The sequence below is a fragment of the Streptomyces sp. NPDC001604 genome, from assembly GCF_042893475.1.
In the GTDB taxonomy this organism is placed as follows: Bacteria; Actinomycetota; Actinomycetes; order Streptomycetales; family Streptomycetaceae; genus Streptomyces.
Window position 1 is genome coordinate 307807 of the sequence record NZ_JBIAUY010000008.1, and the last position, 22897, is coordinate 330703.

The 22897-nt window shown below is 69.0% G+C and carries 23 protein-coding genes; 7 read left to right on the forward strand and 16 right to left on the reverse strand.

Annotated elements, in window-relative coordinates; all coding sequences use genetic code 11:
• Positions 1 to 186: 186 nt before the first annotated feature.
• Positions 187 to 1323 (reverse strand): tRNA 2-thiouridine(34) synthase MnmA, encoded by a 1137-nt coding sequence (gene mnmA, locus ACFY1E_RS23830; RefSeq protein WP_389079168.1) that lies wholly within the window; start codon positions 1321 to 1323, stop codon positions 187 to 189.
• A gap of 60 nt (positions 1324 to 1383) precedes the next feature.
• Here mnmA and ACFY1E_RS23835 point away from each other — a divergent pair, with 60 nt between their 5' ends.
• Positions 1384 to 2043 carry an N-acetylmuramoyl-L-alanine amidase gene (locus tag ACFY1E_RS23835; protein WP_389079170.1) on the forward strand — a complete coding sequence of 220 codons (660 nt, stop codon included), beginning with the start codon at positions 1384 to 1386 and terminating at the stop codon, positions 2041 to 2043.
• 185 nt (positions 2044 to 2228) lie between these two features.
• Entirely contained in the window at positions 2229 to 3752 is a 1524-nt protein-coding gene (locus ACFY1E_RS23840) for a multicopper oxidase family protein (RefSeq protein ID WP_389079172.1), read from the forward strand.
• 6 nt (positions 3753 to 3758) lie between these two features.
• Here ACFY1E_RS23840 and ACFY1E_RS23845 read toward each other — a convergent pair whose 3' ends face one another.
• The 3 genes from ACFY1E_RS23845 to ACFY1E_RS23855 form a co-directional block, all read right to left on the reverse strand.
• Positions 3759 to 4922 carry a cysteine desulfurase family protein gene (locus ACFY1E_RS23845; RefSeq protein ID WP_389079174.1) on the reverse strand — a complete coding sequence of 388 codons (1164 nt, stop codon included), beginning with the start codon at positions 4920 to 4922 and terminating at the stop codon, positions 3759 to 3761.
• A gap of 117 nt (positions 4923 to 5039) precedes the next feature.
• Positions 5040 to 5324, reverse strand: a complete 285-nt coding sequence (locus tag ACFY1E_RS23850; protein WP_389079177.1) for a DUF4190 domain-containing protein — start codon at positions 5322 to 5324, stop codon at positions 5040 to 5042.
• Between the two features lie 57 nt (positions 5325 to 5381).
• Positions 5382 to 5543, reverse strand: a complete 162-nt coding sequence (locus ACFY1E_RS23855; protein ID WP_181922309.1) for a hypothetical protein — start codon at positions 5541 to 5543, stop codon at positions 5382 to 5384.
• A 146-nt stretch (positions 5544 to 5689) separates the two neighbouring features.
• Between ACFY1E_RS23855 and ACFY1E_RS23860 the strand changes: the two genes are divergently transcribed.
• Complete coding sequence (locus ACFY1E_RS23860; RefSeq protein WP_389079179.1) at positions 5690 to 6316, forward strand: TetR family transcriptional regulator; 627 nt, start codon at positions 5690 to 5692, stop codon at positions 6314 to 6316.
• Between the two features lie 71 nt (positions 6317 to 6387).
• On the opposite strand, the gene ACFY1E_RS23865 is transcribed toward ACFY1E_RS23860, so the two are convergent.
• Complete coding sequence (locus tag ACFY1E_RS23865; RefSeq protein WP_389079181.1) at positions 6388 to 6771, reverse strand: hypothetical protein; 384 nt, start codon at positions 6769 to 6771, stop codon at positions 6388 to 6390.
• A gap of 151 nt (positions 6772 to 6922) precedes the next feature.
• The gene (locus ACFY1E_RS23870; protein ID WP_389079183.1) at positions 6923 to 7900 is read right to left on the reverse strand and encodes a helix-turn-helix transcriptional regulator; all 978 of its coding nucleotides are present in this window, start codon (positions 7898 to 7900) and stop codon (positions 6923 to 6925) included.
• Positions 7901 to 8010: 110 nt separating this feature from the next.
• Between ACFY1E_RS23870 and ACFY1E_RS23875 the strand changes: the two genes are divergently transcribed.
• The gene (locus ACFY1E_RS23875) at positions 8011 to 8607 is read left to right on the forward strand and encodes a TIGR03086 family metal-binding protein (RefSeq protein ID WP_389079298.1); all 597 of its coding nucleotides are present in this window, start codon (positions 8011 to 8013) and stop codon (positions 8605 to 8607) included.
• A 145-nt stretch (positions 8608 to 8752) separates the two neighbouring features.
• Here the strand turns inward: ACFY1E_RS23875 and ACFY1E_RS23880 are convergent, their stop codons facing one another.
• Positions 8753 to 9613 (reverse strand): thioesterase family protein, encoded by an 861-nt coding sequence (locus ACFY1E_RS23880; protein ID WP_389079186.1) that lies wholly within the window; start codon positions 9611 to 9613, stop codon positions 8753 to 8755.
• A 164-nt stretch (positions 9614 to 9777) separates the two neighbouring features.
• Between ACFY1E_RS23880 and ACFY1E_RS23885 the strand changes: the two genes are divergently transcribed.
• Positions 9778 to 11001 carry an alpha/beta hydrolase gene (locus ACFY1E_RS23885; protein ID WP_389079188.1) on the forward strand — a complete coding sequence of 408 codons (1224 nt, stop codon included), beginning with the start codon at positions 9778 to 9780 and terminating at the stop codon, positions 10999 to 11001.
• On the opposite strand, the gene ACFY1E_RS23890 is transcribed toward ACFY1E_RS23885, so the two are convergent.
• Positions 10910 to 11566, reverse strand: a complete 657-nt coding sequence (locus tag ACFY1E_RS23890; RefSeq protein WP_115905751.1) for a trimeric intracellular cation channel family protein — start codon at positions 11564 to 11566, stop codon at positions 10910 to 10912. The genes ACFY1E_RS23885 and ACFY1E_RS23890 overlap by 92 nt on opposite strands.
• 32 nt (positions 11567 to 11598) lie before the next feature.
• Positions 11599 to 12990, reverse strand: coding sequence for a M1 family metallopeptidase (locus tag ACFY1E_RS23895; protein WP_389079190.1), 1392 nt, complete (start codon positions 12988 to 12990; stop codon positions 11599 to 11601).
• A gap of 523 nt (positions 12991 to 13513) precedes the next feature.
• Here ACFY1E_RS23895 and ACFY1E_RS23900 point away from each other — a divergent pair.
• Complete coding sequence (locus ACFY1E_RS23900; RefSeq protein WP_389079192.1) at positions 13514 to 13894, forward strand: hypothetical protein; 381 nt, start codon at positions 13514 to 13516, stop codon at positions 13892 to 13894.
• The gene (locus tag ACFY1E_RS23905; protein WP_389079194.1) at positions 13891 to 14361 is read left to right on the forward strand and encodes a hypothetical protein; all 471 of its coding nucleotides are present in this window, start codon (positions 13891 to 13893) and stop codon (positions 14359 to 14361) included. The genes ACFY1E_RS23900 and ACFY1E_RS23905 overlap by 4 nt, the downstream gene beginning before the upstream one ends.
• Positions 14362 to 14475: 114 nt before the next feature.
• Here the strand turns inward: ACFY1E_RS23905 and ACFY1E_RS23910 are convergent, their stop codons facing one another.
• The 7 genes from ACFY1E_RS23910 to ACFY1E_RS23940 form a co-directional block, all read right to left on the reverse strand.
• Positions 14476 to 15750 (reverse strand): ABC transporter ATP-binding protein, encoded by a 1275-nt coding sequence (locus tag ACFY1E_RS23910; protein ID WP_389079197.1) that lies wholly within the window; start codon positions 15748 to 15750, stop codon positions 14476 to 14478.
• The gene (locus ACFY1E_RS23915) at positions 15747 to 16844 is read right to left on the reverse strand and encodes an ABC transporter ATP-binding protein (RefSeq protein WP_389079199.1); all 1098 of its coding nucleotides are present in this window, start codon (positions 16842 to 16844) and stop codon (positions 15747 to 15749) included. Before ACFY1E_RS23915 ends, ACFY1E_RS23910 begins: the two co-directional genes overlap by 4 nt.
• Entirely contained in the window at positions 16841 to 17839 is a 999-nt protein-coding gene (locus ACFY1E_RS23920; protein ID WP_389079201.1) for an ABC transporter permease, read from the reverse strand. Before ACFY1E_RS23920 ends, ACFY1E_RS23915 begins: the two co-directional genes overlap by 4 nt.
• A gap of 110 nt (positions 17840 to 17949) precedes the next feature.
• Positions 17950 to 19740: an ABC transporter substrate-binding protein gene (locus ACFY1E_RS23925; protein ID WP_389079204.1), complete on the reverse strand. Its 1791-nt coding sequence runs from the start codon at positions 19738 to 19740 to the stop codon at positions 17950 to 17952.
• 71 nt (positions 19741 to 19811) lie between these two features.
• A complete protein-coding gene (locus ACFY1E_RS23930) occupies positions 19812 to 20819 on the reverse strand; it encodes an ABC transporter permease (protein ID WP_389079206.1) in 1008 nt (335 codons plus the stop codon).
• 309 nt (positions 20820 to 21128) lie between these two features.
• Complete coding sequence (locus ACFY1E_RS23935; RefSeq protein WP_389079209.1) at positions 21129 to 21926, reverse strand: enhanced serine sensitivity protein SseB C-terminal domain-containing protein; 798 nt, start codon at positions 21924 to 21926, stop codon at positions 21129 to 21131.
• A 118-nt stretch (positions 21927 to 22044) separates the two neighbouring features.
• On the reverse strand, positions 22045 to 22839 hold the full coding sequence (locus ACFY1E_RS23940) for an enhanced serine sensitivity protein SseB (RefSeq protein WP_389079210.1): 795 nt from the start codon (positions 22837 to 22839) through the stop codon (positions 22045 to 22047).
• Between the last annotated feature and the right edge of the window lie 58 nt (positions 22840 to 22897).

The window sequence follows — 22897 nt, forward strand, 5'->3', positions numbered from 1 at the left end:
ACAGCTGCTGACCCTGCTCGCGGCGCCGGTCGCCGCGCTCGCCGTGGCGGTCAAGTACGCCTTACGGCGGCCTGGCGGTCGCCGTGGCACCTGGCGCAGATGGTCGGGGCCGCGGAACGACGGTGGCAGGGCGCCGCGGGCTGGGGCGGCAGCCGGTTCGAGCTCTGGGCGCCTTCCTGGAGACGGTCAGGCGACGGACGTCGTCGTCTTCGCGCGCGTGGTCGTCGCGATCGTCGCCGAGCCCACCACGCGCGTGCCGTCGTACAGCACGATCGCCTGGCCGGGGGCGACACCGCGGACGGGCTCCGAGAAGGAGACCTCCAGGGTGCCGTCGACCAGTTCGGCGGTGACCTCGGTCTCGCCGCCGTGGGCGCGCAGCTGGGCGGTGTAGCTGCCCGGGCCGGTCGGCGCGGTGCCGCACCAGCGGGGCTTGATCGCGGTCAGGGCGGTCACGTCCAGGGCGTCGGCCGGGCCCACCGTCACGGTGTTGTTCACCGGCGAGATGTCCAGGACGTAGCGCGGCTTGCCGTCGGGTGCGGGGGTGCCGATGCGCAGGCCCTTGCGCTGGCCGATGGTGAAGCCGTACGCGCCCTCGTGGGTGCCGATCTTCGCCCCGGACTCGTCGACGATGTCACCCTCGGCCTTGCCGAGCCGGTTCGCGAGGAACCCCTGGGTGTCGCCGTCCGCGATGAAGCAGATGTCGTGCGAGTCGGGCTTCCTGGCGACCGCGAGACCGCGGCGCTCGGCCTCGGCACGGATCTCGTCCTTGGTCGTCACGGTGTCGCCGAGCGGGAAGAGGGCGTGCGCCAGCTGCTTCTCGTCCAGGACGCCGAGGACGTACGACTGGTCCTTGGCCATGTCGGAGGCGCGGTGCAGCTCGCGGGTGCCGTCCTCGTTCACGATCACCTGGGCGTAGTGGCCGGTGCAGACGGCGTCGAAGCCGAGCGCGAGGGCCTTGTCCAGCAGGGCCGCGAACTTGATCTTCTCGTTGCAGCGCAGGCACGGGTTCGGGGTGCGGCCGGCCTCGTACTCGGCGACGAAGTCCTCGACCACGTCCTCGCGGAAGCGGTCGGCGAGGTCCCAGACGTAGAACGGGATGCCGATCACGTCCGCGGCGCGGCGGGCGTCGCGCGAGTCCTCGATGGTGCAACAGCCACGCGCGCCCGTGCGGAAGGACTGCGGGTTCGCGGAGAGCGCGAGGTGGACGCCGGTCACGTCGTGGCCGGCCTCCGCGGCGCGGGCGGCGGCGACGGCGGAGTCCACTCCGCCGGACATGGCGGCGAGTACGCGAAGGGGGCGGGGGCGCTGCGAGGTGTCAGTCATAGCCCTTCAAGAGTACGGGGACACGGGAACCGGAGCCCACGAGTATCCGTTGGTGATCACATGGGGGCGAGCAGGAGTGACTCGGACCGGCGGATCGGGCGCCGTGCGCTGCTGGTGGGCGGGGCGGCGGCCGCGGTCGGCACGGCGGTGCTGGCGCGTCAGGAGCTGTCCCACCTGTGGTGGCGGCTGCCGGGGGTGGAGAAGCCGCGCACTCCGGGCGCGGTCGACTTCCGGGGCGCGAAGTGGGTGGCGGCCTCGCCGGCGAACTACCGGCGGGCCGACCGGCCGGACGACTACTCGATAGACCGCGTGATCATCCACGTCACCCAGGGCGACTTCGCGAGCGCGGTCAAGGCCTTCCAGGACCCGGGCCACAAGGCCGCGGCCCACTACATCGTCCGCAAGGACGGGCACGTCACCCAGATGATCCGCGAGCTGGACGTGGCGTTCCAGGCGGGCAACCGCGAGTACAACGAACGCAGTGTCGGCATCGAGCACGAGGGCTTCGTGGAGAACAGATCGTCCTTCACGGACGCGATGTACGCCTCCTCGGCGCGGCTGACCGCGGGGATCTGCAAGCGGTACGGCATACCCGTCGACCGGGAGCACATCATCGGGCATGTGGAGGTGCCGGGGACGGACCACACCGATCCGGGGCGGTACTGGGACTGGGACCGGTACATGCGGCTCGTGCGTTCGGTGAAGACAACGAAGTCGTAAAGGCTTCCGCCGGGACGAGGTGTCCGTTGCGTCCCCCACGCCGTGTGCGATCTGGGCTTTTTCAACTTGGCTTTTCTTCAAGGAAGTTGAGTGGAACGGACGCTCAGGGCGCCTTCACAGCCGGCACGGCGTCCTCCTGACTTCACCCCAGTCCTCGCACAGTCCTCGGTTCAACGATCCCGCCCATGACTCACACCACAGAGCCCGGCGCGGGCAGGGGCGGACACGGCGAGAACACCCGCAAGGGCAAAGGCGTGCACCGGCGCCGCTTCCTCGGCGGCATGGCCGGAGTCGGCCTCGGGGCCGTCGCCGGGGCCGGGGCCGCCTTCTCCCTGCTGACGGAGGCGGGCAGGAGCAAGGCGAGCGCGGCGACCAACTCGGCCACCCTGACCGTCCCGGACCTGCTGGAGGGCACCACCTCCGGCAGCACCACCACCTTCACGCTGGAGGCGAGGACCGGCACCGCCGAGGTGCTCCCCGGGGTCACCAGCGACACGATGGGCTACAACCAGTCCTTCCTCGGGCCCACCATGAAGTGGACCAGCGGCGACACGGTCCTGCTCGACATCACCAACAGCCTGGGCGAGGACACCACCGTCCACTTCCACGGCGCCCATGTCCCGGCCAAGATGGACGGCGGCCCCCAGGTCGCCTTCACCGACGGGACGACCTGGTCCCCGACGTTCACGGTCAAGGACGAAGCCAAGACGCTCTGGTACCACCCGCACGCCCTGGGCACCACGGCCAAGCAGGCGGTGCACGGCCTGGCCGGCATGATCATCGTCGAGGACGACTCGACCGCGTCCTCGGACCTCCCGAGCACCTACGGCACGGACGACATCCCACTGATCTTCCAGAGCCTCGCCACCGACAGCGCGGGCGCCCTCAAGTACGACCTGTCCGGCTATCTCAGCAGCGGCCTGAGCTTCCCGCTGCTGCTGAACGGCACCAACGTCGACGACACCACGCTCACCTTCACGGCGACCAGGACGCGCACCCGGTTCCGGGTGCTCAACGCCTCGCCGTCCGACATCATCACCCTCCAGCGCAGCGACGGAGGCAAGCTCAACCAGATCGCCACCGACCAGGGCTATCTCACCGCGGCCACCGAAGTGACCAGCATCCGGCTGGTGGCCGGCGCCCGCGCCGAGTTCGTGCTGGATCTGTCGGACGCCGTCACGCTCCAGGCCGTCGTCACCACCGGATGGGTGCGCGGCGGCAGCGGCACCTACGACGTGCTCGCCATCACGGCGTCCGGCACGGACACCCCGGCCGACCTGCCGAGCTCGCTCAACACGATCGACCGGTACGACACCAGCGGCTTCACGGCCCGCACCATCACGCTCGGCCAGAGCGGCACCTCGATGACGATCGACGGTTCGGTCGGCACGAGCATGTCGTCCATGGCCATGATCAGCACCACGCTGGGCTCCAAGGAGATCTGGACGATCAAGAACAACACGCAGCTGGAGCACTCGTTCCATCTGCACGACGTGCCGTACCAGTTGGTCTCCGTCAACGGCGCGGATCCGACCGGAGTCGACCTCGGCTGGTTCGACACGTACGAGGTGGTCGGCGGCGGAACCATCAAGATCGCCATGGAGTTCACGGACTTCTCCGACGACACCTACATGTACATGCTCCACTGCCATCTGCTGCAGCACGAGGACGAGGGCATGATGGCGTCCCTCATGGTGACGGAGAGCTAGGGCCTCTCAGGTGAGCCCGGCGGCTCGAGCCCGCTCGACCGCCGGGCCGATCGCCTTCGCCAGGGCCTCGACGTCGGCCTCGGTGGAGGTGTGGCCGAGGGAGAAGCGCAGGGTGCCGCGGGCCAGGTCGGGGTCGGTGCCGGTGGCCAGCAGGACATGGCTGGGCTGGGCGACGCCCGCGGTGCAGGCGGAGCCGGTGGAGCACTCGATGCCCTGCGCATCGAGCAGCAGCAGCAGGGAGTCGCCCTCGCAGCCCGGGAAGGTGAAGTGGGCGTTGGCCGGCAGGCGGTCCACGGGGTCTCCGCCCAGGATCGCGTCCGGAACCGCCGTACGAACCGCCTCGATCAGGCTGTCGCGCAGCGCGCCGATCTCCCGCTCGAACCACTCGCGCTGCTCGGCGGCGAGGCGTCCGGCCACCGCGAAGGAGGCGACGGCGGGGACGTCGAGGGTCCCGGAGCGGACATGGCGCTCCTGGCCGCCGCCGTGCAGGACCGGTACGGGGGTGTACTCGCGGCCGAGGACCAGCGCACCGATGCCGTACGGGCCGCCGATCTTGTGCCCGGAGACCGTCATCGCGGCGAGTCCGGAGGCGGCGAAGTCGACCGGGACCTGGCCGAAGGCCTGGACCGCGTCGGCGTGCAGCGGAATGCCGAACTCCCGTGCCACGTCGGCGAGTTCACGGACCGGCATGACCGTGCCGATCTCGTTGTTCGCCCACATCACGGTCGCCAGGGCCACGTCGTCGGGATTGCGGGCAATGGCCTCACGCAGCGCCTCGGGGTGGACCCGCCCGTAGGGGTCGACCGGGAGGTACTCGACGGTGGCGCCCTCGTGTTCCGCGAGCCAGTGCACGGCGTCCAGGACGGCGTGGTGCTCGACCGGGCTGGCGAGGACGCGGGTGCGGGCCGGGTCGGCGTCGCGGCGGGACCAGTACAGGCCCTTCACGGCGAGGTTGTCGGCCTCGGTGCCGCCGGAGGTGAGAACGACCTCGCTGGGGCGGGCGCCGAGCGCTTCGGCAAGGGTCTCGCGGGCCTCCTCGACGGTACGGCGGGCCTGCCGGCCGGAGGCATGGAGGGAGGAGGCGTTGCCCGTGACGCTCAGCTGGGCGGTCATTGCCTCGACTGCCTCGGGGAGCATCGGGGTGGTCGCGGCGTGGTCGAGGTAAGCCATGGTGGGGCCGATTCTACGGGGCCCCCGTCGCCGGCCGTACGTCCGGACCGGGCGGTTCGGCGACCGGGCCCCGTCGTCCTCGGGGAGGTCGGCCGTTCGTCATGGTGCGCCTCGGGCTCACAGGCTCCACGAAACCGTGTTGGACATCTGCATGGCGATCACCAGAACCACCAGGTCGGCCACGCCCAGGGCCATACCCAGGTACGCGCGACCGCGGCGGGCGGTGCCGCGCCAGAGAGCGACGGCGGCCAGGACGATGGCGACGGGGCCGAGGAAGATGTTCAGCACGAGGAGGCCGAGAAGACCGAGGATGAAGGACGCGACGGCCATGCCGTCGGCATCGCGGGCGGGCTTGCGGGTGGTGGTGTCGGTGCGGCTCGTGGCCGGGGCGGTGAGTTGCATGGTGCTCAGCTCCAGGAAGCGGAAGTCGGAAGTCGGGTCGGGCGGCCGACTCGGCGGTCAGTTGGCCGAGGTGCGGCGGCTGTGGCGCTCGCGGGCGGCGAAGATGCCGAGCCAGACGGCGATGCCGACGGCCACGAGAGCGGTGACGGTCAGCGGCGCGTGGGCCACGGTGCCCAGGACGACGCCGAGCAGCATGAGTGCGGCGACGAGGAACAGCATGGGATTCGATCCCCCTCCGTGCGCCCCGGGAGGGCGCCTCTGGTTAAGTTTCGGTGAACGGTTGTAGTAACACTTGTTCACTGACTTCAGAGTCTAGCGCGCCTGACGGCTTTCCAAATCCGGAGAACAGTTGTTAACTGGATGACATGAGTCACACCCTCGGCATCCGGCAGGCCCAGAAGCAGAAGACCCGGCAGGCGCTCCTGGACGCGGCGCTCGGCCTGCTGGAGGAGCAGAGCCTGAGCAGCCTGGGCCTGCGCGAGGTCACGCGCGCCGTCGGCGTCGCCCCGACCGCCTTCTACCGCCACTTCCGCTCCATTGCGGATCTCGGCGCGGCCCTGGTCGAGGAGGCACTGGGCAGCCTGCACCCGATGATCCGGACGACGGTGTCCGCGGCCGACTCCAGCGAGGAACGCATAGCGCGCGCCATCGAGTTGATCGCCGGCCATGTGGACGGGTACCCCGCGCATGTCCGCTTTATCGCCCGTGAACGGCATGGCGGGGTCCAGCCGGTGCGGGAGGCCATCCGGGACCAACTGGCCCGGTTCGCCGAGGAGGTGAAGGGCGAGCTCGCCAAGGACCCGGAGTCCGAGGGCTGGAGCGACGACGACCTCCTCATGCTGGCCCATCTGTACGTGGACCAGATGCTGGTCACCGCCTCGCTGTTCCTCGAGGCCCTGGAGGGCACGAAGGAGGACCGGGAGCGCGTGGCGCAGATCGCGACCCGTCAGATGCGGCTGATCAGCATCGGACGGCACCACTGGATGGACTGAGCCCGGGCAGCCCGAAGGGACGGCACCCGGTTCAACGGGGGTGCCGCCCCCTTGTCGTACGGCGTCCGAGGTCAGTTCTTGGTGGCCTGCGCGGTGGGGGCGCCGCCGGGTGCCGCACCGCCGCCGGGGCCGCCCTGACCGCCGCAGCCGCCGCCCCGGCCCCCTCCGCCGGGACCGCCCTGACCGCCACCCGCCGCCGCCCCGGCGCTGGGCGCGCCGCTCGGCATGCCCGAGGGGGCGCCGGAGGGCCTGGCGGTGGCGTTGCCGGTGGGGGCACCCGAAGGGGCGCCGCTCGGGCGCCCGGAGGCGTTGCCGGTCGGTGCCTGACAGGCCTGCTGCTGCCCGGAGTTGCCGCTGTCCGAGGACGACGACGAGTCGCCCGAGCCGCAGGCCGCCAGGACCAGAGGCGAGAGCGCCAGCAGGGCCACTGCGGGGACGAGACGCACACGCTTCATGAGAAACAACTCCAAGGAAGATGAAGGGAGATGAGGGATCCTCGAGTGCGGGAACTCAATCAACGGCGCTTATGGCTTCCTTGGGGGCGGTCTGTCCCCGGCCTGTGATTCAGGTAAAGGGGATCTCAGGAGACCGCACTGACCTGCGGCTTCACTGACCGCTCTCGCCCACTCGCCGGTACACGTCCGTGACGGAAGCGGCCGCGGCGGCCAGCTCCGCGCGCACCTCCGGCGGCGAGAGGACCTCCACGCGGTCGGCGAACTGCAGCAGCTGGCGCGTCTGGCCGAGGACGCCGTAGGAGAGCCGCGCGGTCACCCACTCGCCCTCGCCGTCGTCCTCGGGGAGTTCGGCGAGCTGCGCGGCGTGCAGGCGCAGGAACATGTCGAGGCGGTCGCGGCGGACGCGGACGGTGACGTCGAGCCCGCCGGGACGCTCCTCGACCTGGCGGCGCAACACCTCCCAGACATCGGCGAGTTCGACACCCGGCCGCCGCTTCACCACGTCGTCGAGGACAGTGGCGGACCGCACCCGGTCGGCGCGGAAGAGCTGCGGTTTCGCACGCCGGTCGGCGACGAGGTACCAGATGCCCGCCTTCGACACGAGTCCGTACGGATCGACGGTGTACGTCCGCGCCTCCTGCGCCCCGCTGTGCCGGTAGCGCAGCCGCAGCCGCCGGTCGGTGAAGACGGCGTCCTGCAGGGTGTCCAGGTCGACGGCGGGCTGCGGACCGCCCTTCCAGCGCGTGGCGTCGACGAGGATGCGGCGGGAGGTCACCTCGGCGGCGGGGCGGTACGGCGCCGGCAGCGCGGCCATCACCTTGCGCAGCGCCGAGCCGAGCGCCGCGTCCAGGCCGAGCGCGGCGTGTGCGCCCTGGGCGGCGAGGATGAACAGGGCGCGGGACTCGTCGGCGGTCAGCCCTGTGACGTCCGTACGGAACCCGGCGAGCAGTTCGATGCCGCCGTGCCGCCCGCGCTCGGCGTAGACCGGGACACCGGAGGCGGACAGGGCCTCGACATCCCGGTAGATGGTCCGCACCGACACCTCCAGCCGGTCGGCGAGTTCATGCGCGGGGACACGGCCGCGGGTCTGCAGGAGCAGCAGGATGGAGAGCAGTCGGTCGGACTTCACGGCACCAGAATCGCGCCCCCGGATCTCTCCGGCAAATGTTGACGGAAACTGTCAGGTTATGCGGCGACTCTCTGACCCAAGCCCTTCAGAGAGAGGTCCCCATGAACGCCATGAACGCCATGAACGCCATCGACCCCCGCCCCGTGTACAGCCGCGCCACCGAGCAGGCGGCGGCGCTCATCAAGACGGTACGTCCCGAGCAGCTGGCCGGACCGACTCCCTGTACCGAGTTCGACGTGCGCACGCTGCTCAGCCACATGGTCGGCGGCACCCTGCGCATCGCGGTGGTCGGCGAGGGCGGCGACGGGCTCGCGGTGCACCCGTTCGTGGACGGCGTGGCCGACGACGACTGGACGGCCGTGTACGACGAGGTCCGCACCCGGGTGCTCAAGGCCTGGGCGAGCGACGACCGCATGGAGGCGCCGGTGCGCGTCCCCTGGGGTGAGGTACCGGGCCGTGCGGCCCTGTCGGGCTACGTGATGGAACTGGTGACCCACACCTGGGACCTCTCCGAGTCCCTGGGCCACCCCCTGGACCTCGACCCGGAGCCGGCCGAGTTCGCCTTCGCCACCGCCCGCCGCGTCCTGCCCGACCCGGAGCGCGACGACCAGACCCCCTTCGCCGACGTCCTGCCGGCCCCTGAAGGAGCCGACGTCTACCGCCAGTTGGCCGCCTGGCTCGGACGGTCTCCGCTCAGCCGAGCCTGATCGCCCACCACAGTCTGCGTTTTGATCTCGCCCCCGCCGCCCCTACCCGTCCCGACCCGGGGAGCCAGCCCCCGGACCCCCGCTCCTCAAACGCCGGAGGGGCTGAAAATTCAGCCCGTCCGGCGGTCTGGGGGCCCGCCGGGCGCTAGCCGAGCCTCACGCGGGCCAGTTGGCGGGACTGGGCCACCAGGCGGTCGTTGCTGTCCCAGACCTCCGCGTCCTCCTCCAGGAAGCCGCCGGCCAGGTTGCGGGTGGTGATCGAGACGCGGAGGGGGCCGGGGGCCGGGCGGGCGCGGACGTGGACCGTGAGCTCCACCGTGGGCACCCAGCCCTTCAGGCCGAGTTCGAAGGCGGTGGGCGGGAGTGCGTCCACCGCCAGGAGGAGGGAGAGCGGGTCGGCGTCCCGGCCGTCCGCCAGGCCGAACCAGGCGCGCATCTCGCCCTTGCCGGACGGTGCTCCGACCGCCCAGCCGAGGGTGGCCGGGTCGAGCTTGATCATCAGACGGTCGGCGATCGCCGAGCTGCCGGAGACGGGGGCGGGCGCATCCTGTGGGCCGAAGCACTGGTCGACGGGCGGGAACGCGGGCGGGACGGCCGTGGTCCGCACGTCGTCCGGCAGCGCGTCCAGGTCGCCGTAGGAGGCGAGGACACGGATGCGTTCCACCTCGCGGCCCTCGTCGTCGTACTGGAAGAGCGAGGCCTGGCCGGTCGACAGGGTGCGGCCGGTGCGGACGACGTCGGTGCGGACGACCGCCGGGCCCGGCTGGGACGCCGTCAGATAGTGCGCCGAGATCGTGAACGGGTCGGCGTGCGGCAGGGCGTCCGCGAGGGCGCGGCCCAGGACGGCCAGCAGATAGCCGCCGTTGACGGCGTTGATGATGGTCCAGCCGGCGGAGAGGTCGATGTCGTACACGCCGGGTGCGCGCCGGACGAGCGCGGTGTCCCGGTCGAACTCGCTGTCACCGATGGCGGCCCTGGTGGCCTGCACGGAAGCTGCTTCTGGCATGTCTGAACCGTACAACGAGAAATTACTAAGCGGTAGCTTTCCATGTTAAGGACACATGACACATTCCTTCGGCCGCCGTCCTCCCGGGTGAGGTTCCGGCAATTTCTTGGTAAGTGTCCGCACTCGTCCTCAACCCCGAGGCGCCTCTCCCCCTCTATGGGGACATGAGCCTCACCGGGACTCCGTTCCTCTACACGCTGATCGTGCTGTTCGCGATCGCCCTGATACTGCCGCTCGTCCTGTGGACGCGCATGCGCGGGCCGAAAGCCCTGCGCATGGCGGCCCGGATGCTGATGCTGCTGTTCGCCCAGGGGACGGCGGTCGCGCTGGTCTTCGTCTTCATCAACAACGCGAACAACCTCTACGACAACTGGGCCGACCTGCTCGGCACGGGCAACCATGTGCAGCAGGCGGCCAACCTGGGTGCCGACGGCACCGGCGGAATAGCGGTGAAACGGTTGCCCAAAGTGAAGCAGGACTTCAGCCCGGCCACCGGCCCCGGCATGCGCGGCGTGCGCCAGACCGAGCTCAAGGGCCGTGTCTCCGGGGTGAACGCCGAGGTCTATGTGTGGCTGCCGCCGCAGTACGACGACCCCGGCTACCGCCACCACAACTTCCCCGTGGTCGAGCTGCTCCCCGGCTACCCGGGCTCGGCCAAGGCGTGGTTCGGGTCGATGAAGGTGACCCAGCAGCTGGCCCCGCTCATGCGCAGCGGGCAGGTCGCGCCGTTCATCCTGGTCGCCCCGCGCACCAACCTGCTGGCCGGCGTGGACACGGGCTGCGCCAACATTCCGGGCCAGGTCAACGCCGACAGCTGGCTCAGCATCGACGTACCGAAGATGGTCACGGACAACTTCCGCGCCCAGCCCGGCCCCAAGGGCTGGGCGGTCGCCGGGTACTCGGCCGGGGCGCACTGCGCGGTCAAGCTGGCCGTCGCGCACCCGAACCGCTACATGGCCGCGATCAGCATGTCCGGCTACAACGACCCGATCGGCGAACGCAACTCGCTCGCCGCGCAGAACCCGACGGTCCGGGCCGAGAACAACCCCTTCCTGCTGCTGAAGAAGTCGCCCACCCCGCCCCGGATCGCGCTGTACATCTCCGGCCAGCCGCACGACGGCTACGAGGCCGGTGTCGGCCTCGAACAGATCGCGAAGGCGCCGACGACGGTGCATGTCGTCTTCATCCCGAAGAGCGCGGGCGGCCACACCATGGCGCTGTGGCGTCCGCAGGTGGTCCCGTCGTTCCGCTGGCTCTCCGTGGAGATGGGCCAGCACCACGGTCGGGCGCGGAACGCTACTCCTCCCGCACGGTCGACCGGCGGTTCCACGCACGCGGCGCTCGCCAGTGGTACTTCATCGCAAGCAGCCGCAGCACGAAGGCGGTGACGACCGCGAGTCCGCTGGTGAAGGGGGTCAGGGCGTCGTAGCGGATGCACAGGACGGCCATGGTGGAGCCGACCATCGCTGGGACCGCGTACAGATCGCGGTCCCAGCGCAGCAGTGACGGCACCTCGTTGGCGAGGACGTCCCTGAGCACACCGCCCCCGACGGCGGTGGCGAGGCCGAGGGTCGCGGACTGGGTGAGGCCGAGACCGTACTCGTACGCCTTGATCGTTCCGGCGACGCAGAACAGACCGAGGCCGGCCGCGTCGAAGACGTTGACGGCGACCTGGATGCGCTCGACGTGCGGGTGCAGGAAGACGACCATGAGGGCGGCCAGCAGCGGGGTGATGAAGTAGCCCAGGTCCGTGAAGGCGGCCGGGGGCACCGCCCCGATGATCAGGTCCCGGAACAGCCCTCCGCCCAGCGCGGTGACCTCGGCGAGCACGGCGATGCCGAAGACGTCGAAGTTCTTGCGGACGGCCAGCAGTGCGCCGGAGATGGCGAACACGAAGATGCCGACGAGGTCGAGCGTGTGCTGGACGGAGGGGCTGAACAGTTGCTGGAGCACCCCACATTCTTACTCGGGGGCTCTCACGGCTCTCACAGGGCCGGTTTGCCGGTGGTGTAGATCCACTTCTGGAACAGGTCGTCGAGGTTCTGACCGGAGATCTTCTCGGCGAGCGCGATGAACTGCCCGGTGTTCGCGTTGCCGTAGCGGTGGACCCTGGTCCAGGTCGGCAGCAGCTCGAAGAACGCCTTGTCGCCGATGCGTTCGCGCAGCGCCTGGAGCGTCATCGCCCCTCGCTGGTAGACCGCGGAGGCGAACATGGTGTCGCGCTGCGGGTCGGCGACGGTGATCTGCCAGAACGGGTTGTCGGCGGCCCGCGAGTTGTATGCGGCCAGGAAGGAGTCGTGGGCGCTGCGGGTGCCCTGGTGCTCGGCCCACAGCCACTGGGCGTAGGTGGCGAAGCCCTCGTTGAGCCAGATGTCCTTCCAGCGCTCGACCGAGACCGAGTCGCCGAACCACTGGTGGGCGAGTTCGTGCACGATCGTCGTCTCGTTGCGCACGGCCGAGTACGCCGGCTTGCTCTGCACCTCCAGCGAGAACCCGGCCTGGGGCATGTCGTCGACGATCGCGCCGGTCTCCTCGAAGGGGTACGGCCCGAAGACCTGCGACCAGTAGTCGGTGGCCGCGGCGGTGACGGCGTACACGTCGACGTTGTTGCTGTTCGAGAGCACCGGGTCGATGGCGACGTAGATCGGGATGCCGGAAGGCGTGGTGCCGGTCTTCACGTCGAACTTGCCGATGGTGGCGGTCGCCAGATAGGTGGCCATGGGCTTCGACTCGCGCCAGTGGGTGTACGTCGAGTCGCCCTTGTCGTACGTGGAGACGAGGCGGCCGTTGGAGACGCCGGTCAGACCCTTGGGCGCCTTGATGCGGATGTCGTACGTGGCCTTGTCGTCGGGGTGGTCGCTGGACGGGAACCAGGTGGAGGCGGCATTGGGTTCGCAGGCGACGAAGACGCCGTCGGGTGTCTTCATCCAGCCGTAGTCGGAACCGAAGACGATGGGGCCGTTGAGGGGTTCGGGGACGCCGCCGTAGGTGACGGTGACCTTGAAGGTGTGCCCCTTGGGGAGCACTCCCTTCGGCGTGATGCGCAGTTCGTCCCCGTCCCGGGTGAACTCGGCGCGTCTGCCGTTCACTTCGACCCGGGTGACCTCCAGCTTCTGCAGGTCCAGGTCGAAGGAGGAAAGGTTCTGGGTGGCGCGGGCGGTGAGCGTCGTCCGGCCGTCGAGGCGGTCGGTGTCCGGGTTGTACGCCACGTCGAGGTCGTAGTGGCGGGCGTCGAAGCCGCCGTTGCCGAGGTTCGGGAAGTAGCTGTCGCCGATGCCGGGAGCGCCCGGAGTGGGGGCGGAGGAAGCGGCGATGACAAGGAAAGAGGCCGCCGCGGTCGCGACGGCCCCTAAGCGTGCCGAACGGGAGAGTGCCATGAGTTGCCCCTTCGGTGCGTGGTCCGATCAGACGGATACGCCCGACTCTGCGCCCTGCAACTGGGGCATGGACATGACTTTACCAAGTTGTCATGTGCTACACGGCAGTTGACTCCTGATGGCAGACCCCGACCGGGGCCGACACAGGCCATGCCGCGGCGACCAAATGTCCCCACTTATGGAAAGTGAGACCACATCATCCACCCCTGCAGAAATTCAATTTGAGCTTTATCTGAGCTTACCCGGCAAATTGGAGGCAATGAGATAGCAAATGATCTATTACACCGTCCACTGCATGCATTAAATTCACAACCACGGGGGAGTCGCCACACGGGGTGGTTGACGGGTCTCCTCCATTCCTCAATGAGGGACCAGAATCTTGACGCAATACGCGAGAACCATGACTGTCGGTGCGGCAATGCTCGCCCTGGTCGCCGTAGGTACGACCTCGGCTCACGCCGCCACGTCCGTGACAACGCATCCGACCAATTGCGGCACGGAATCGGTGTATGAAATCAGCAACGTGAGGTCCGACCGGATCGGGATGATTCCTCCGTCCAGCGCGCCGGGCGGACACACCCTCGGCATCACCCTGACCGCCGGAACCTCGATCACCGGCACCATCACCGGCTCCGTGTCGGCCGAAGAGGGCGTCATCTTCGCCAAGGCCAAGGAGACCGTGGGTGCCTCGATCGCGGTCTCGATGACGGCCTCGGTCTCCTACTCGGACACCTGGAAGGTGCCGTCGTCGTGGCGGGAGGGGTACCTCCACGCCGGCGCCGACCGGAAGGTGATGAATTGGGACGTCGGACACTACGGCGCGAATTGCAAGTGGGTGATCTCGCGCAAGGGCGTCGCGAAATTCCCGTACCACATTCCGGCATTCTGGCACAGCAAGGGATGATTTCCGTCTCCGGAGTTCGTTTCTCGCGATGCGCGGCACGCGTGGCCGTAGTGTCCGGGGCGCTGATATCCATGGCGGGCTGCGGCGGATCGGGTTCCCCGGCGCAGCAGTCGGCACCACCGACGCCAGTGCACGCCTCGGCGGCCGCGGAAACAAGGCTGCCGACGATGGAATCTCTGAAGTTCCCCGTTCCGCCGGGGAAACTGCTGGTCACGGAGAGCGGTCGGGGTGCCCGGCAGTTCGATGTGGCCCTGGCGAAAACCGGCTCCACTGTCACGGTGCGGCTGATCTGCCTGGGCCCCGGTGCCGCGAAGATGACCGACGCATCAGGCGGTTCCGTTCTGGAGGTGGCCGGCTGCAATGCCACGGCGGCATACACCACGGGATTCACCGGCACGAAAAGTGACCGGGTGATGCGGCTCGCGGTGAAACCTTCCGTGTCGTGGCGGGTGCTGGTCTGGGGGTGACCCGGACGGCCCCCGCCAGGCGCGGACAAAGGCGGCCGCCCGACGGGAAAGAGCCCCTGCCAGTGATGGCAGGGGCTCTTTCCCGTCGGGCGGCCGGCCCGGGCACACCGGTGGTCAGTTCTGCCCGTCGGTCGACTCCTGAGCGCCCGCTTCCGCCTCTGTGGAGCCAGTGCTGTCGGAGGCCTCGTCAGAAACAGCGACGGCCTCGGGAGAATCCCCGGCGACCTCCGCAGCCACCGCCGCCGACGTCTCCGCCGACTCCGCGAGCACCTCGTCCGCGACCAGCTCGGCCGCCTCCTTGGCGACCGTCAGCAGAACGGTGTCCTGCGGGGCCTGGTCCTCGAAGTTCTCCGGGTGGTGGCAGGCGACCTGCTGGCCGGGCTTGAGCTCGACGAGCTTCGGCTCGGTCGTCTTGCAGATCTGCGTCGCCTTCCAGCACCGGGTGTGGAAGCGGCAGCCGCTCGGCGGGGAGATCGGCGAGGGCACGTCACCCTTGAGCAGGATGCGCTCGCTCTTGGCGTTCTTGCGCCGCGGGTCCGGGATCGGCACCGCCGACATCAGCGCCTTGGTGTACGGGTGCATCGGCGCCCGGTACAGCGAGTCGCGGTCCGCCAGCTCCACGATCTTGCCGAGGTACATCACCGCGATCCGGTCCGAGACGTGCCGGACGACGGAGAGGTCGTGCGCGATGATCACGTACGTCAGGCCCAGCTCCTGCTGGAGGTCGTCCAGCAGGTTGACGACCTGCGCCTGGATCGACACGTCCAGCGCGGAGACCGGCTCGTCCGCCACGACCAGCTTCGGGTTCAGGGCGAGCGCGCGGGCGATGCCGATGCGCTGGCGCTGACCGCCGGAGAACTCGTGCGGATAGCGGTTGTAGTGCTCGGGGTTGAGACCGACCACCGACAGCAGCCGCTGCACTTCCTTCTTGATGCCGCCCTCGGGCTCGACGCCCTGCAGCCGGAAGGGGGCGCCGACGATCGTGCCGATGGTGTGGCGCGGGTTCAGCGAGGAGTACGGGTCCTGGAAGATCATCTGCACATCGCGGCGCATCGGACGCATACCGCTCACGCCGAGGTGCGTGATGTCCTTGCCCTCGAACTCGACCTTTCCGCCGGTCGGTTCGAGCAGCCGGGTGATCAGCCGGCCCATCGTCGACTTGCCGCAGCCGGACTCGCCCACGACGCCGAGGGTCTCGCCGGCCTTGACCTCGAAGTCGATGCCGTCGACCGCGTGCACGGCGCCGACCTGCCGCTGGAGCAGGCCCTTCTTGATCGGGAAGTGCTTCTGGAGCCCGGTCACCTTCAGCAGGGTCTCGCCGGGGGCGGCGTCCTTGGTGAGGGTGGCACCGTCGCTCTTCGCGGGAGTGGTCACTTTGTCCTCGCTCACAGCTTCGGCGCAATCTCTTCGGTCCAGATACGCTCCCGCTGCTCCTGCGTCATGTGGCAGGCGGCCCAGTGCTGGCTGCCGACCTCGGTCAGCTCGGGGCGGACCGTGCGGGTGACGTTGTCCTTCGGGATGTCGGCGTACGGGCAGCGCGGGTTGAAGGCGCAGCCGGACGGGACGTTGATCAGGGAGGGCGGGGAGCCCTTGACCGGGATCAGGCGTTCCTGCTGCTCCCGGTCCAGGCGCGGCATCGAGCCGAGCAGGCCCCAGGTGTAGGGGTGGCGCGGCTCGTAGAACACCTTCTCCGCGGGACCGCGCTCGACGCAGCGGCCGCCGTACATGACCAGGATGTCGTCGGCGAGCTCGGCGACGACGCCCAGGTCGTGGGTGATGACGACGACCGCGGAGCCGAACTCCTTCTGCAGATCCCGGATCAGGTCGAGGATCTGCGCCTGGACGGTCACGTCCAGGGCGGTCGTCGGCTCGTCCGCGATGAGCAGCTCGGGGTTGTTGACCAGCGACATCGCGATCATCGCGCGCTGGCGCATACCGCCGGAGAACTCGTGCGGGTAGCTGTCGACGCGCTTGTCGGGCTGCGGGATGCCCACCCGGTCGAGCATCTCGACCGCGCGCTTCTTCGCGGTCTTCTTGTCGACGTCGTGGTGGATGCGGTACGCCTCCACGATCTGGTGGCCGATCGTGTAGTACGGGTGCAGTGCGGACAGCGGGTCCTGGAAGATCATCGCCATCTGGCGGCCGCGCAGCTTGCGCACCTCGTCCGGGTCGGCGCTGAGCAGCTCGGTGCCGTCCAGCCAGATCTCACCGGAGATCTGCGCCTTGCGCTTGCCGTACTGGCCGGCCGTGTGCAGACCCATGATGCCGAGCGAGGTCACCGACTTGCCGGAACCCGACTCGCCCACGATGCCGAGGGTCTTGCCCTTCTCCAGCTTGAAGGAGAGCCCGTCGACGGACTTGACCAGGCCGTCGTCGGTCGGGAAGTGCACCTTCAGGTCGCGCACTTCCAGGAAGGAGGTCGGGGCGGGCGAGGTGCCCGTGGGCTCGCCCACGGCCGCTCCGCTCTTGCTCAGTTCCGTCATGCGAGCCTCACTCGGGGGTCGATCACGGCGTACAGGACGTCCACCACGAGGTTGGCGATCAGCACCGCGAGAGAAGTGATCAGGGTGACGCCCAGAATGATGGGCAGGTCCTGGTTCTTGATGGCGGTCAGCACCGCCTGGCCGAGGCCCGGCAGGCTGAACGTCGTCTCGGTCAGGATCGCGCCGCCGATGAGGGCGCCGAGGTCCATGCCGAGCATGGTCAGGATGGGCGTCATCGTGGAGCGCATGGCGTGCTTGCCGATGACGACCTGTTCCTTGAGGCCCTTCGCGCGGGCCGTGCGGATGTAGTCCTCGCCGAGGATCTCCAGCATGTTGGCGCGGGTGATCCGGGCGTACATCGCCGCATAGAGGAACGCCAGGGTGATCCAGGGCAGGAGCATGCTCTCGAACCAGCGGGCGGGGTCCTGGCTGAAGGGCACGTACTGAGCGTCGATCCAGTGCAGCCCGATGTCGAAGATCGCGACGCTGAGCAGACCGGTGAAGTAGATGGGGAGGGAGACACCGCTGAGCGCGATGACCATCGCGCTGCGGTCCCACATGCTGCCCCGCTTCAGCGCGGCCAGCACACCCGCCGCGATACCGAAGACCAGCCACAGTACGGCGGCACCGAGCGCGAGACCCAGGGTCACCGGGAAGCGGTCGGTCAGCACCGGCCACACGGCCTGCTCGCTGCGGAAGGAGTAGCCGAAGCACGGCGCGGAGCAGTGGGTGATGTCGCCGCCGGCCGCGTAGGTGCGGCCCACGAAGATGCCCTTGAAGAAGTGCCAGACCTGAATGAAGATCGGGTCGCTCAGACCCAGCTTCGTCCGCACCGCTTCCACCGCCGCGGGGTCGGCCTGCTTGCCCACGAAGCTCGTGGCGATGTCCACGCCCGCCCACTTGGGGACGAGGAAGAAGATGCTGAAGACCACCAGGATGATGACCACCAGCATCACTGCGGCGGCGAAGAGCCGCCTGATGAGGTAAGCGAGCACAGCTAACGGCCCGCCGCGGGGCCGCGGGCCGCCGGAGGTCTTCCGGGGCCCGCGGTCCCGCCGCGCCGGCCTTCACCTGCCTTTCGTGCCGTACGGCGGGTGTGCCGGGATTACTTCGAGGACTTCAGACCGATGTTGACGAAGTCGTAGTAGCCGCTGTACGCGTTCGTCGTGTACACGTTGCCGATCCGCGAGGAACGCCAGTTCAGGAGCCGCTCGAAGGTGAAGGGCAGGTAGTACGCGCCCTCGCTCACCTTGTGGTTGATCTCCGTGGCGATCTGGGTCTTCTTCGCCTCGTTCAGTTCGGCGTTGTACTGGTCGAACAGACCGTCGATCGTCTTGTCCTTGATCAGAGCGTAGTTGTTGTTGCCGCTCTGCAGGATGTAGTGGCTGCTCCACAGCGGGATGCCGTAGCCCTGGACGGTCGGGAAGTCCGGGCCCCAGCCCATGATGATGATGCCGAGCTTCTTCTTGGCCACGTTCGACGGGGAGCCGATGATGCCGGCGCTCTGCGAGCCGTCGTACTGGTAGATGTCGGCCTGGATGCCGACCTTCTTCAGCGCCGCCTGCAGGGAGGTGGCCGTGGCCACTTCCTGCGACTTGTTGTTGCGGACGGCGATGGTGGTCTTGAAGCCGTTCGGCTGACCGCAGGCCTTCAGCGACTGCTTGGCCAGGTCGTCGTTGCCGTTCTTGTTGGCACCGGCGATCTTGTACGGGTCGTACTTCTGGCCCTCGCCACCGGGGATCGACGGCGGGAGCATGTTGGTGCCGATGTCACCACCGGCGATCGGGCCACCGCGCGCGGTCTGCAGCGACACGTGGTCGGCGGCGTAGATCACGGCCTTGCGGCAGTCGATGTTGTCGAACGGCTTGACGCTCTGCGGGAAGACCGCGTAGCGGATGAAGCCGGAGACCGGGTTGTCCAGGTTGTCCTTGTGCTGCTTCAGGGCGATGGTGCGGCCCTGCGGGCCGAGGCCCGTCTGGCTGGCGTCGATGTCGTAGTCGCCGTTGATCAGGCGCTGGTCCATGTCGCTCTGGTTGGTGGAGATGTCCAGAGTGATCTTGTCCGGGTACGCCTTGCGGACCGGGTCCGAGGACGCCTTCCAGTTGGTGTTGCGCACCAGCACCAGCGACTTGCCCGGGGCGTACGACTGGAACTTGTACGGGCCGGAGGAGAACGGCTTCAGGCCGTACTTGGACTTGGTGTCCATGTCCTGGCGGACCGGCGAGGCCGTGACCATCGCCAGCACCTGCTTGAAGTCCGAGTTGGCCTTCGGCAGGTGGAAGACGATCGTCTTGGCGTCGGGCGTGTCGATCGCCTTCAGGCCGAGCTTGTCCTTGGTGGTGTCCTTGTAGGGACCCTTGTAGGTGCCGTTGGGGTCGAGCATCTGCTGCAGGTAGATCGGGCCGCCGGACAGGACGTCCTGCGCCCAGACGCGCTCGATGCCGTACTTGATGTCCTGGGAGGTGATCGGCTTGCCGTCCTCCCAGGTGATCCCGTCACGCAGGTGGAAGGTGTACGTCTTGCCGTCGGTGGAGACCTGGCCCTCGTCCGTGGCGAGGTCGGGGGTGACCTCGGCGCCCTTGGCGCCCGGCTCGGTCTTGTAGGTGAGCAGCTGACGGCTGTAGTAGCGCGCGAAGTCCCACATGAAGCCGTAGTAACCACGCGTGGTGTCCCACGAGTCGGCGTCCTGCGCAGTGACGAACTTCAGCGTGCCGCCCTTCTTGACCTGATCGGCCTGGGCAACCTTGTTGTTCGCCGCGTCGAAGCCGGCCGCACCCGTCTTCGAACCGCCGCTGTCGCTGCCGCCGCCGCACGCCGCCATGGTCAGCATGCCGGCGACCGCGGCAGCAGCGGCCAACGCCTGCTTGCGCCGCCCTGAGGTGCGTTGGGTAGTCACGATCTCGGATCCTCCGGTTTTGATGAGAGACCCCGTGGGAGTACTCACGGGACGCTTGGGTTACGGCAGGTTCAGCGCGAGCCCTTCGGGTCGAGCGCGTCCCGCACGCCGTCGCCGAAGAGGTTGAAGGCCAGAACGGTGATGAAGATCGCCACGCCGGGGACGACCATGTACATGGGGTCCGAGTCGTAGTAGTCGATCGCGGTCGAGAGCATCTGCCCCCAGGAGGACGTGGGGGGCTTGACGCCCACGCCCAGGAAGCTGAGTGCCGCCTCGGTGAGGATGTTGGTGGGGATCATCATCGTCGTGTAGACGATGATCGGGGCGACGAGGTTGGGCAGCAGTTCCTTGAACAGGATGTAGAACCGCCCGGCACCCAGCGATCGGGCCGCCTCGACGTACTCGCGCTCTCGCAGCGAGAGCGTCTGGCCGCGCACCACGCGTCCGATGTAGGGCCAGCCGAAGAAGCCGATGACCAGGATCATCACGAACACGCGCACGCTGGAGCCGCTCAGGCCGAGCATCTCGTTCGGCATGACGGAGACCAGCGCGATGATGAAGAGCAGCTGCGGGAAGGCCAGCAGGCCGTCCATGACGCGGCTGATGACCGAGTCGACCCAGCCGCCGAAGAAGCCGGCCAGGATGCCGAGGATCGTGCCGAGCACGACGGCGACGATCGCGGACAGGAAGCCGACCAGGAGCGAGATCCGGGCGCCGTAGAGGATGCGCGCGAAGATGTCGCGGCCGTTGACCGGCTCGACGCCCAGCCAGTGGTCGCCGCTGATGCCGCCGAGCGAGCCCTTGGGGGTGCTGAACAGCGGGTCGATCAGGCTCTCGTGGTAGACGTCGGGGTCCTGCCCGTAGAGGCTGGTGATCACCGGAGCGAGCAGCGCCACCACGACGAGTACGAGCACGACGATGCCGCCTGTGAGGGCGAGCTTGTCCCTCTTCAGGCGCTCCCAGGCGATCCGGCCCAGGGAACGCCCCTGTACGGCCTTGTCGCCGGCGGCGGCGACCGCCGCTTCTTCGGCCGCGCTCGGGGCCGCTTCTGCGGTCGGCTCGTGCAATGGTGCCGTCATCTGGCAGGGACCCCTCTCAACCGGCGGTAGCCGGCCCGCACTTTGCCGCGGTGGCGGCGTGATCAGTCCGTCGTACACAGGGACGAAGTCCCCTGGACCGGGAGTCTTCAACGCTTTGGCGATCTGTTGCCAGACTTGGCGGGGAAAGGATGCGTAAACGTGATGCAGGCTGGAGGGTTCCGTTATCCGGACACCGGGTAACGGCGGCCGGACGGGGATAATTTCGGACATACTCCACGGAAAAGGATCTTCCGTCCCGATCTACGCGCGCAGATCGACTCCCGGCTTGGTACGGACCAGGCCTGCGTCTCAGTATCCGCCATGCACCGGCGGGTACCCGTACCCGGCCGCCGGGGCCTGGGCCGGAGCGGCCGCGTGGGCCTCGCGGTCGTAGAAGGGGCGGGCGCTCGCGCGCATCCACAGCGCGACCGGGTCGTACTCGTCCGACATCGCCACCGTCGACACCGGCAGTCCGTCCGGGACGGCGCCGATGGACTGCTGCATCATCGCCCGCACCGAGTCCACCGCGGGCGGGCTGGTGTCGTACACGTCGAGCCCGATCGCGAGATACGGCGCCCCGAGCGCCGGCTGCACCCAGGCGCGGCGCAGCGAGCGGACGGCCGGGGTGCGATGGGCGTTCTGCGCGAGCAGGGCGTAGAACTGCGGGATCTCGATCGCGGGTTCCGACATCCGCAGCGGGCCGGCCGCCTGGCGCTCCAGACCGGTGGCGATCCGGCGCAGGTCCAGCCAGGGGATGCCCACGCCGCCGCCCGGGGCGTGCGGATTGAGCCAGAGGCCGAAGTGGTCGGGGTACAGGGTCCGGGCGACGTCCAGCCCGTCGACCACCTCGTACGATCTGTTCCAGCCGCTGGCGCTCAGCTCCTGCGCCGAGGTGACGCAGGGCGCGTAGCCGTAGCCGCCGACCTCCATGTTTCCGTACTGGGCGTCCGGGGAGCCCGCCTGGCCGTGCCACAGGAGCATCCAGACCTGGCCGGAGCCGGGGGTCGCGAGTGCGCGGAGGAGTGCCTCGTAGGCGTCGTAGCGCCCCGGCGTCACCTGGCGCAGCATGTTCTCGACCGTCCCGGTCGTGGTGCCGCTGGCGCTCACGTGTGTGCCCCTTCTCATGGTTGCCCCGCGTGGACACAAGCTTAAGCGCCTAGGAACTCGAGGCTTGTTGTGTGTCGATACTGCACGCGCGCCCGGGGCGGCTGCCCCTCGCGGCGTTCTACAGGTGATCCCTCGTATAGAAAGGGCGTACCCGTTCGAGCATCCAGGTCGCCACCGGATCGTCCGTCACGTCCAGGAGGACTAGGTTGACGGGCCACTGGGTGGGGATTCTGGTGATGGCCCGGCTCAGGGCCTCCAGGGGAAGGGCTCTGATGTCACCCTCACGCTGGGAGAGTTCGACGCCCACGAACATCACCGGGTCCGCCGTCTCGATGGCGGCGAGGCAGCGGCGGGCGGTGACGACCACGCCTGTCCCGGCGAACTCGGCGGAGGCCGCGGCGAGGAAGTCGATCGGGTCGTCCTGCCAGTCCGGCTCGAAGAGCTTGACGCGGCCGCCGGAGGCGGGGCCGTCCAGCGGGGTGCGGCCCACGCGGCAGAGTTCGGCGACGGCGGGCGGCGGGAGCGGGATGCCGACCACGCCGTCCGGGTTCACGGCGAGGCCGACCTGCGGGGGCAGTCCGCGGGCGAACTCGACGGCCGGGGCGATCGTGTACGACATGTGGGAGCCGACCACCTGCCGGAACTGCTCCTCGGAGCTGAAGACCGGCACATAGGCCTGGCCCTCGATCTCCAGCGTGGGCAGGTCGAGGGGGCCGCTGTTCAGGTCGCCGCCGTTCGGCAGCGGCACCCAGACGAAGCTGCGGCCGAGCACCTCGAGGATCCGGCCGCCCGCCGAGGGTATGCCGAGGGAGGCCGACAGCACCTCCTCCAGCTCGTTGCCGGGCCATCCGCCGTGCGGATGGGGGTGCGCCTGCAAGGGAAAGTCCGCGGGGAGATCCGCTGCGAAGTCCATCTGTGTCCGACCGCCTGCTGAGAACCACTGCTGTGGCTGGAAAGGCTAGCGGGTGGGA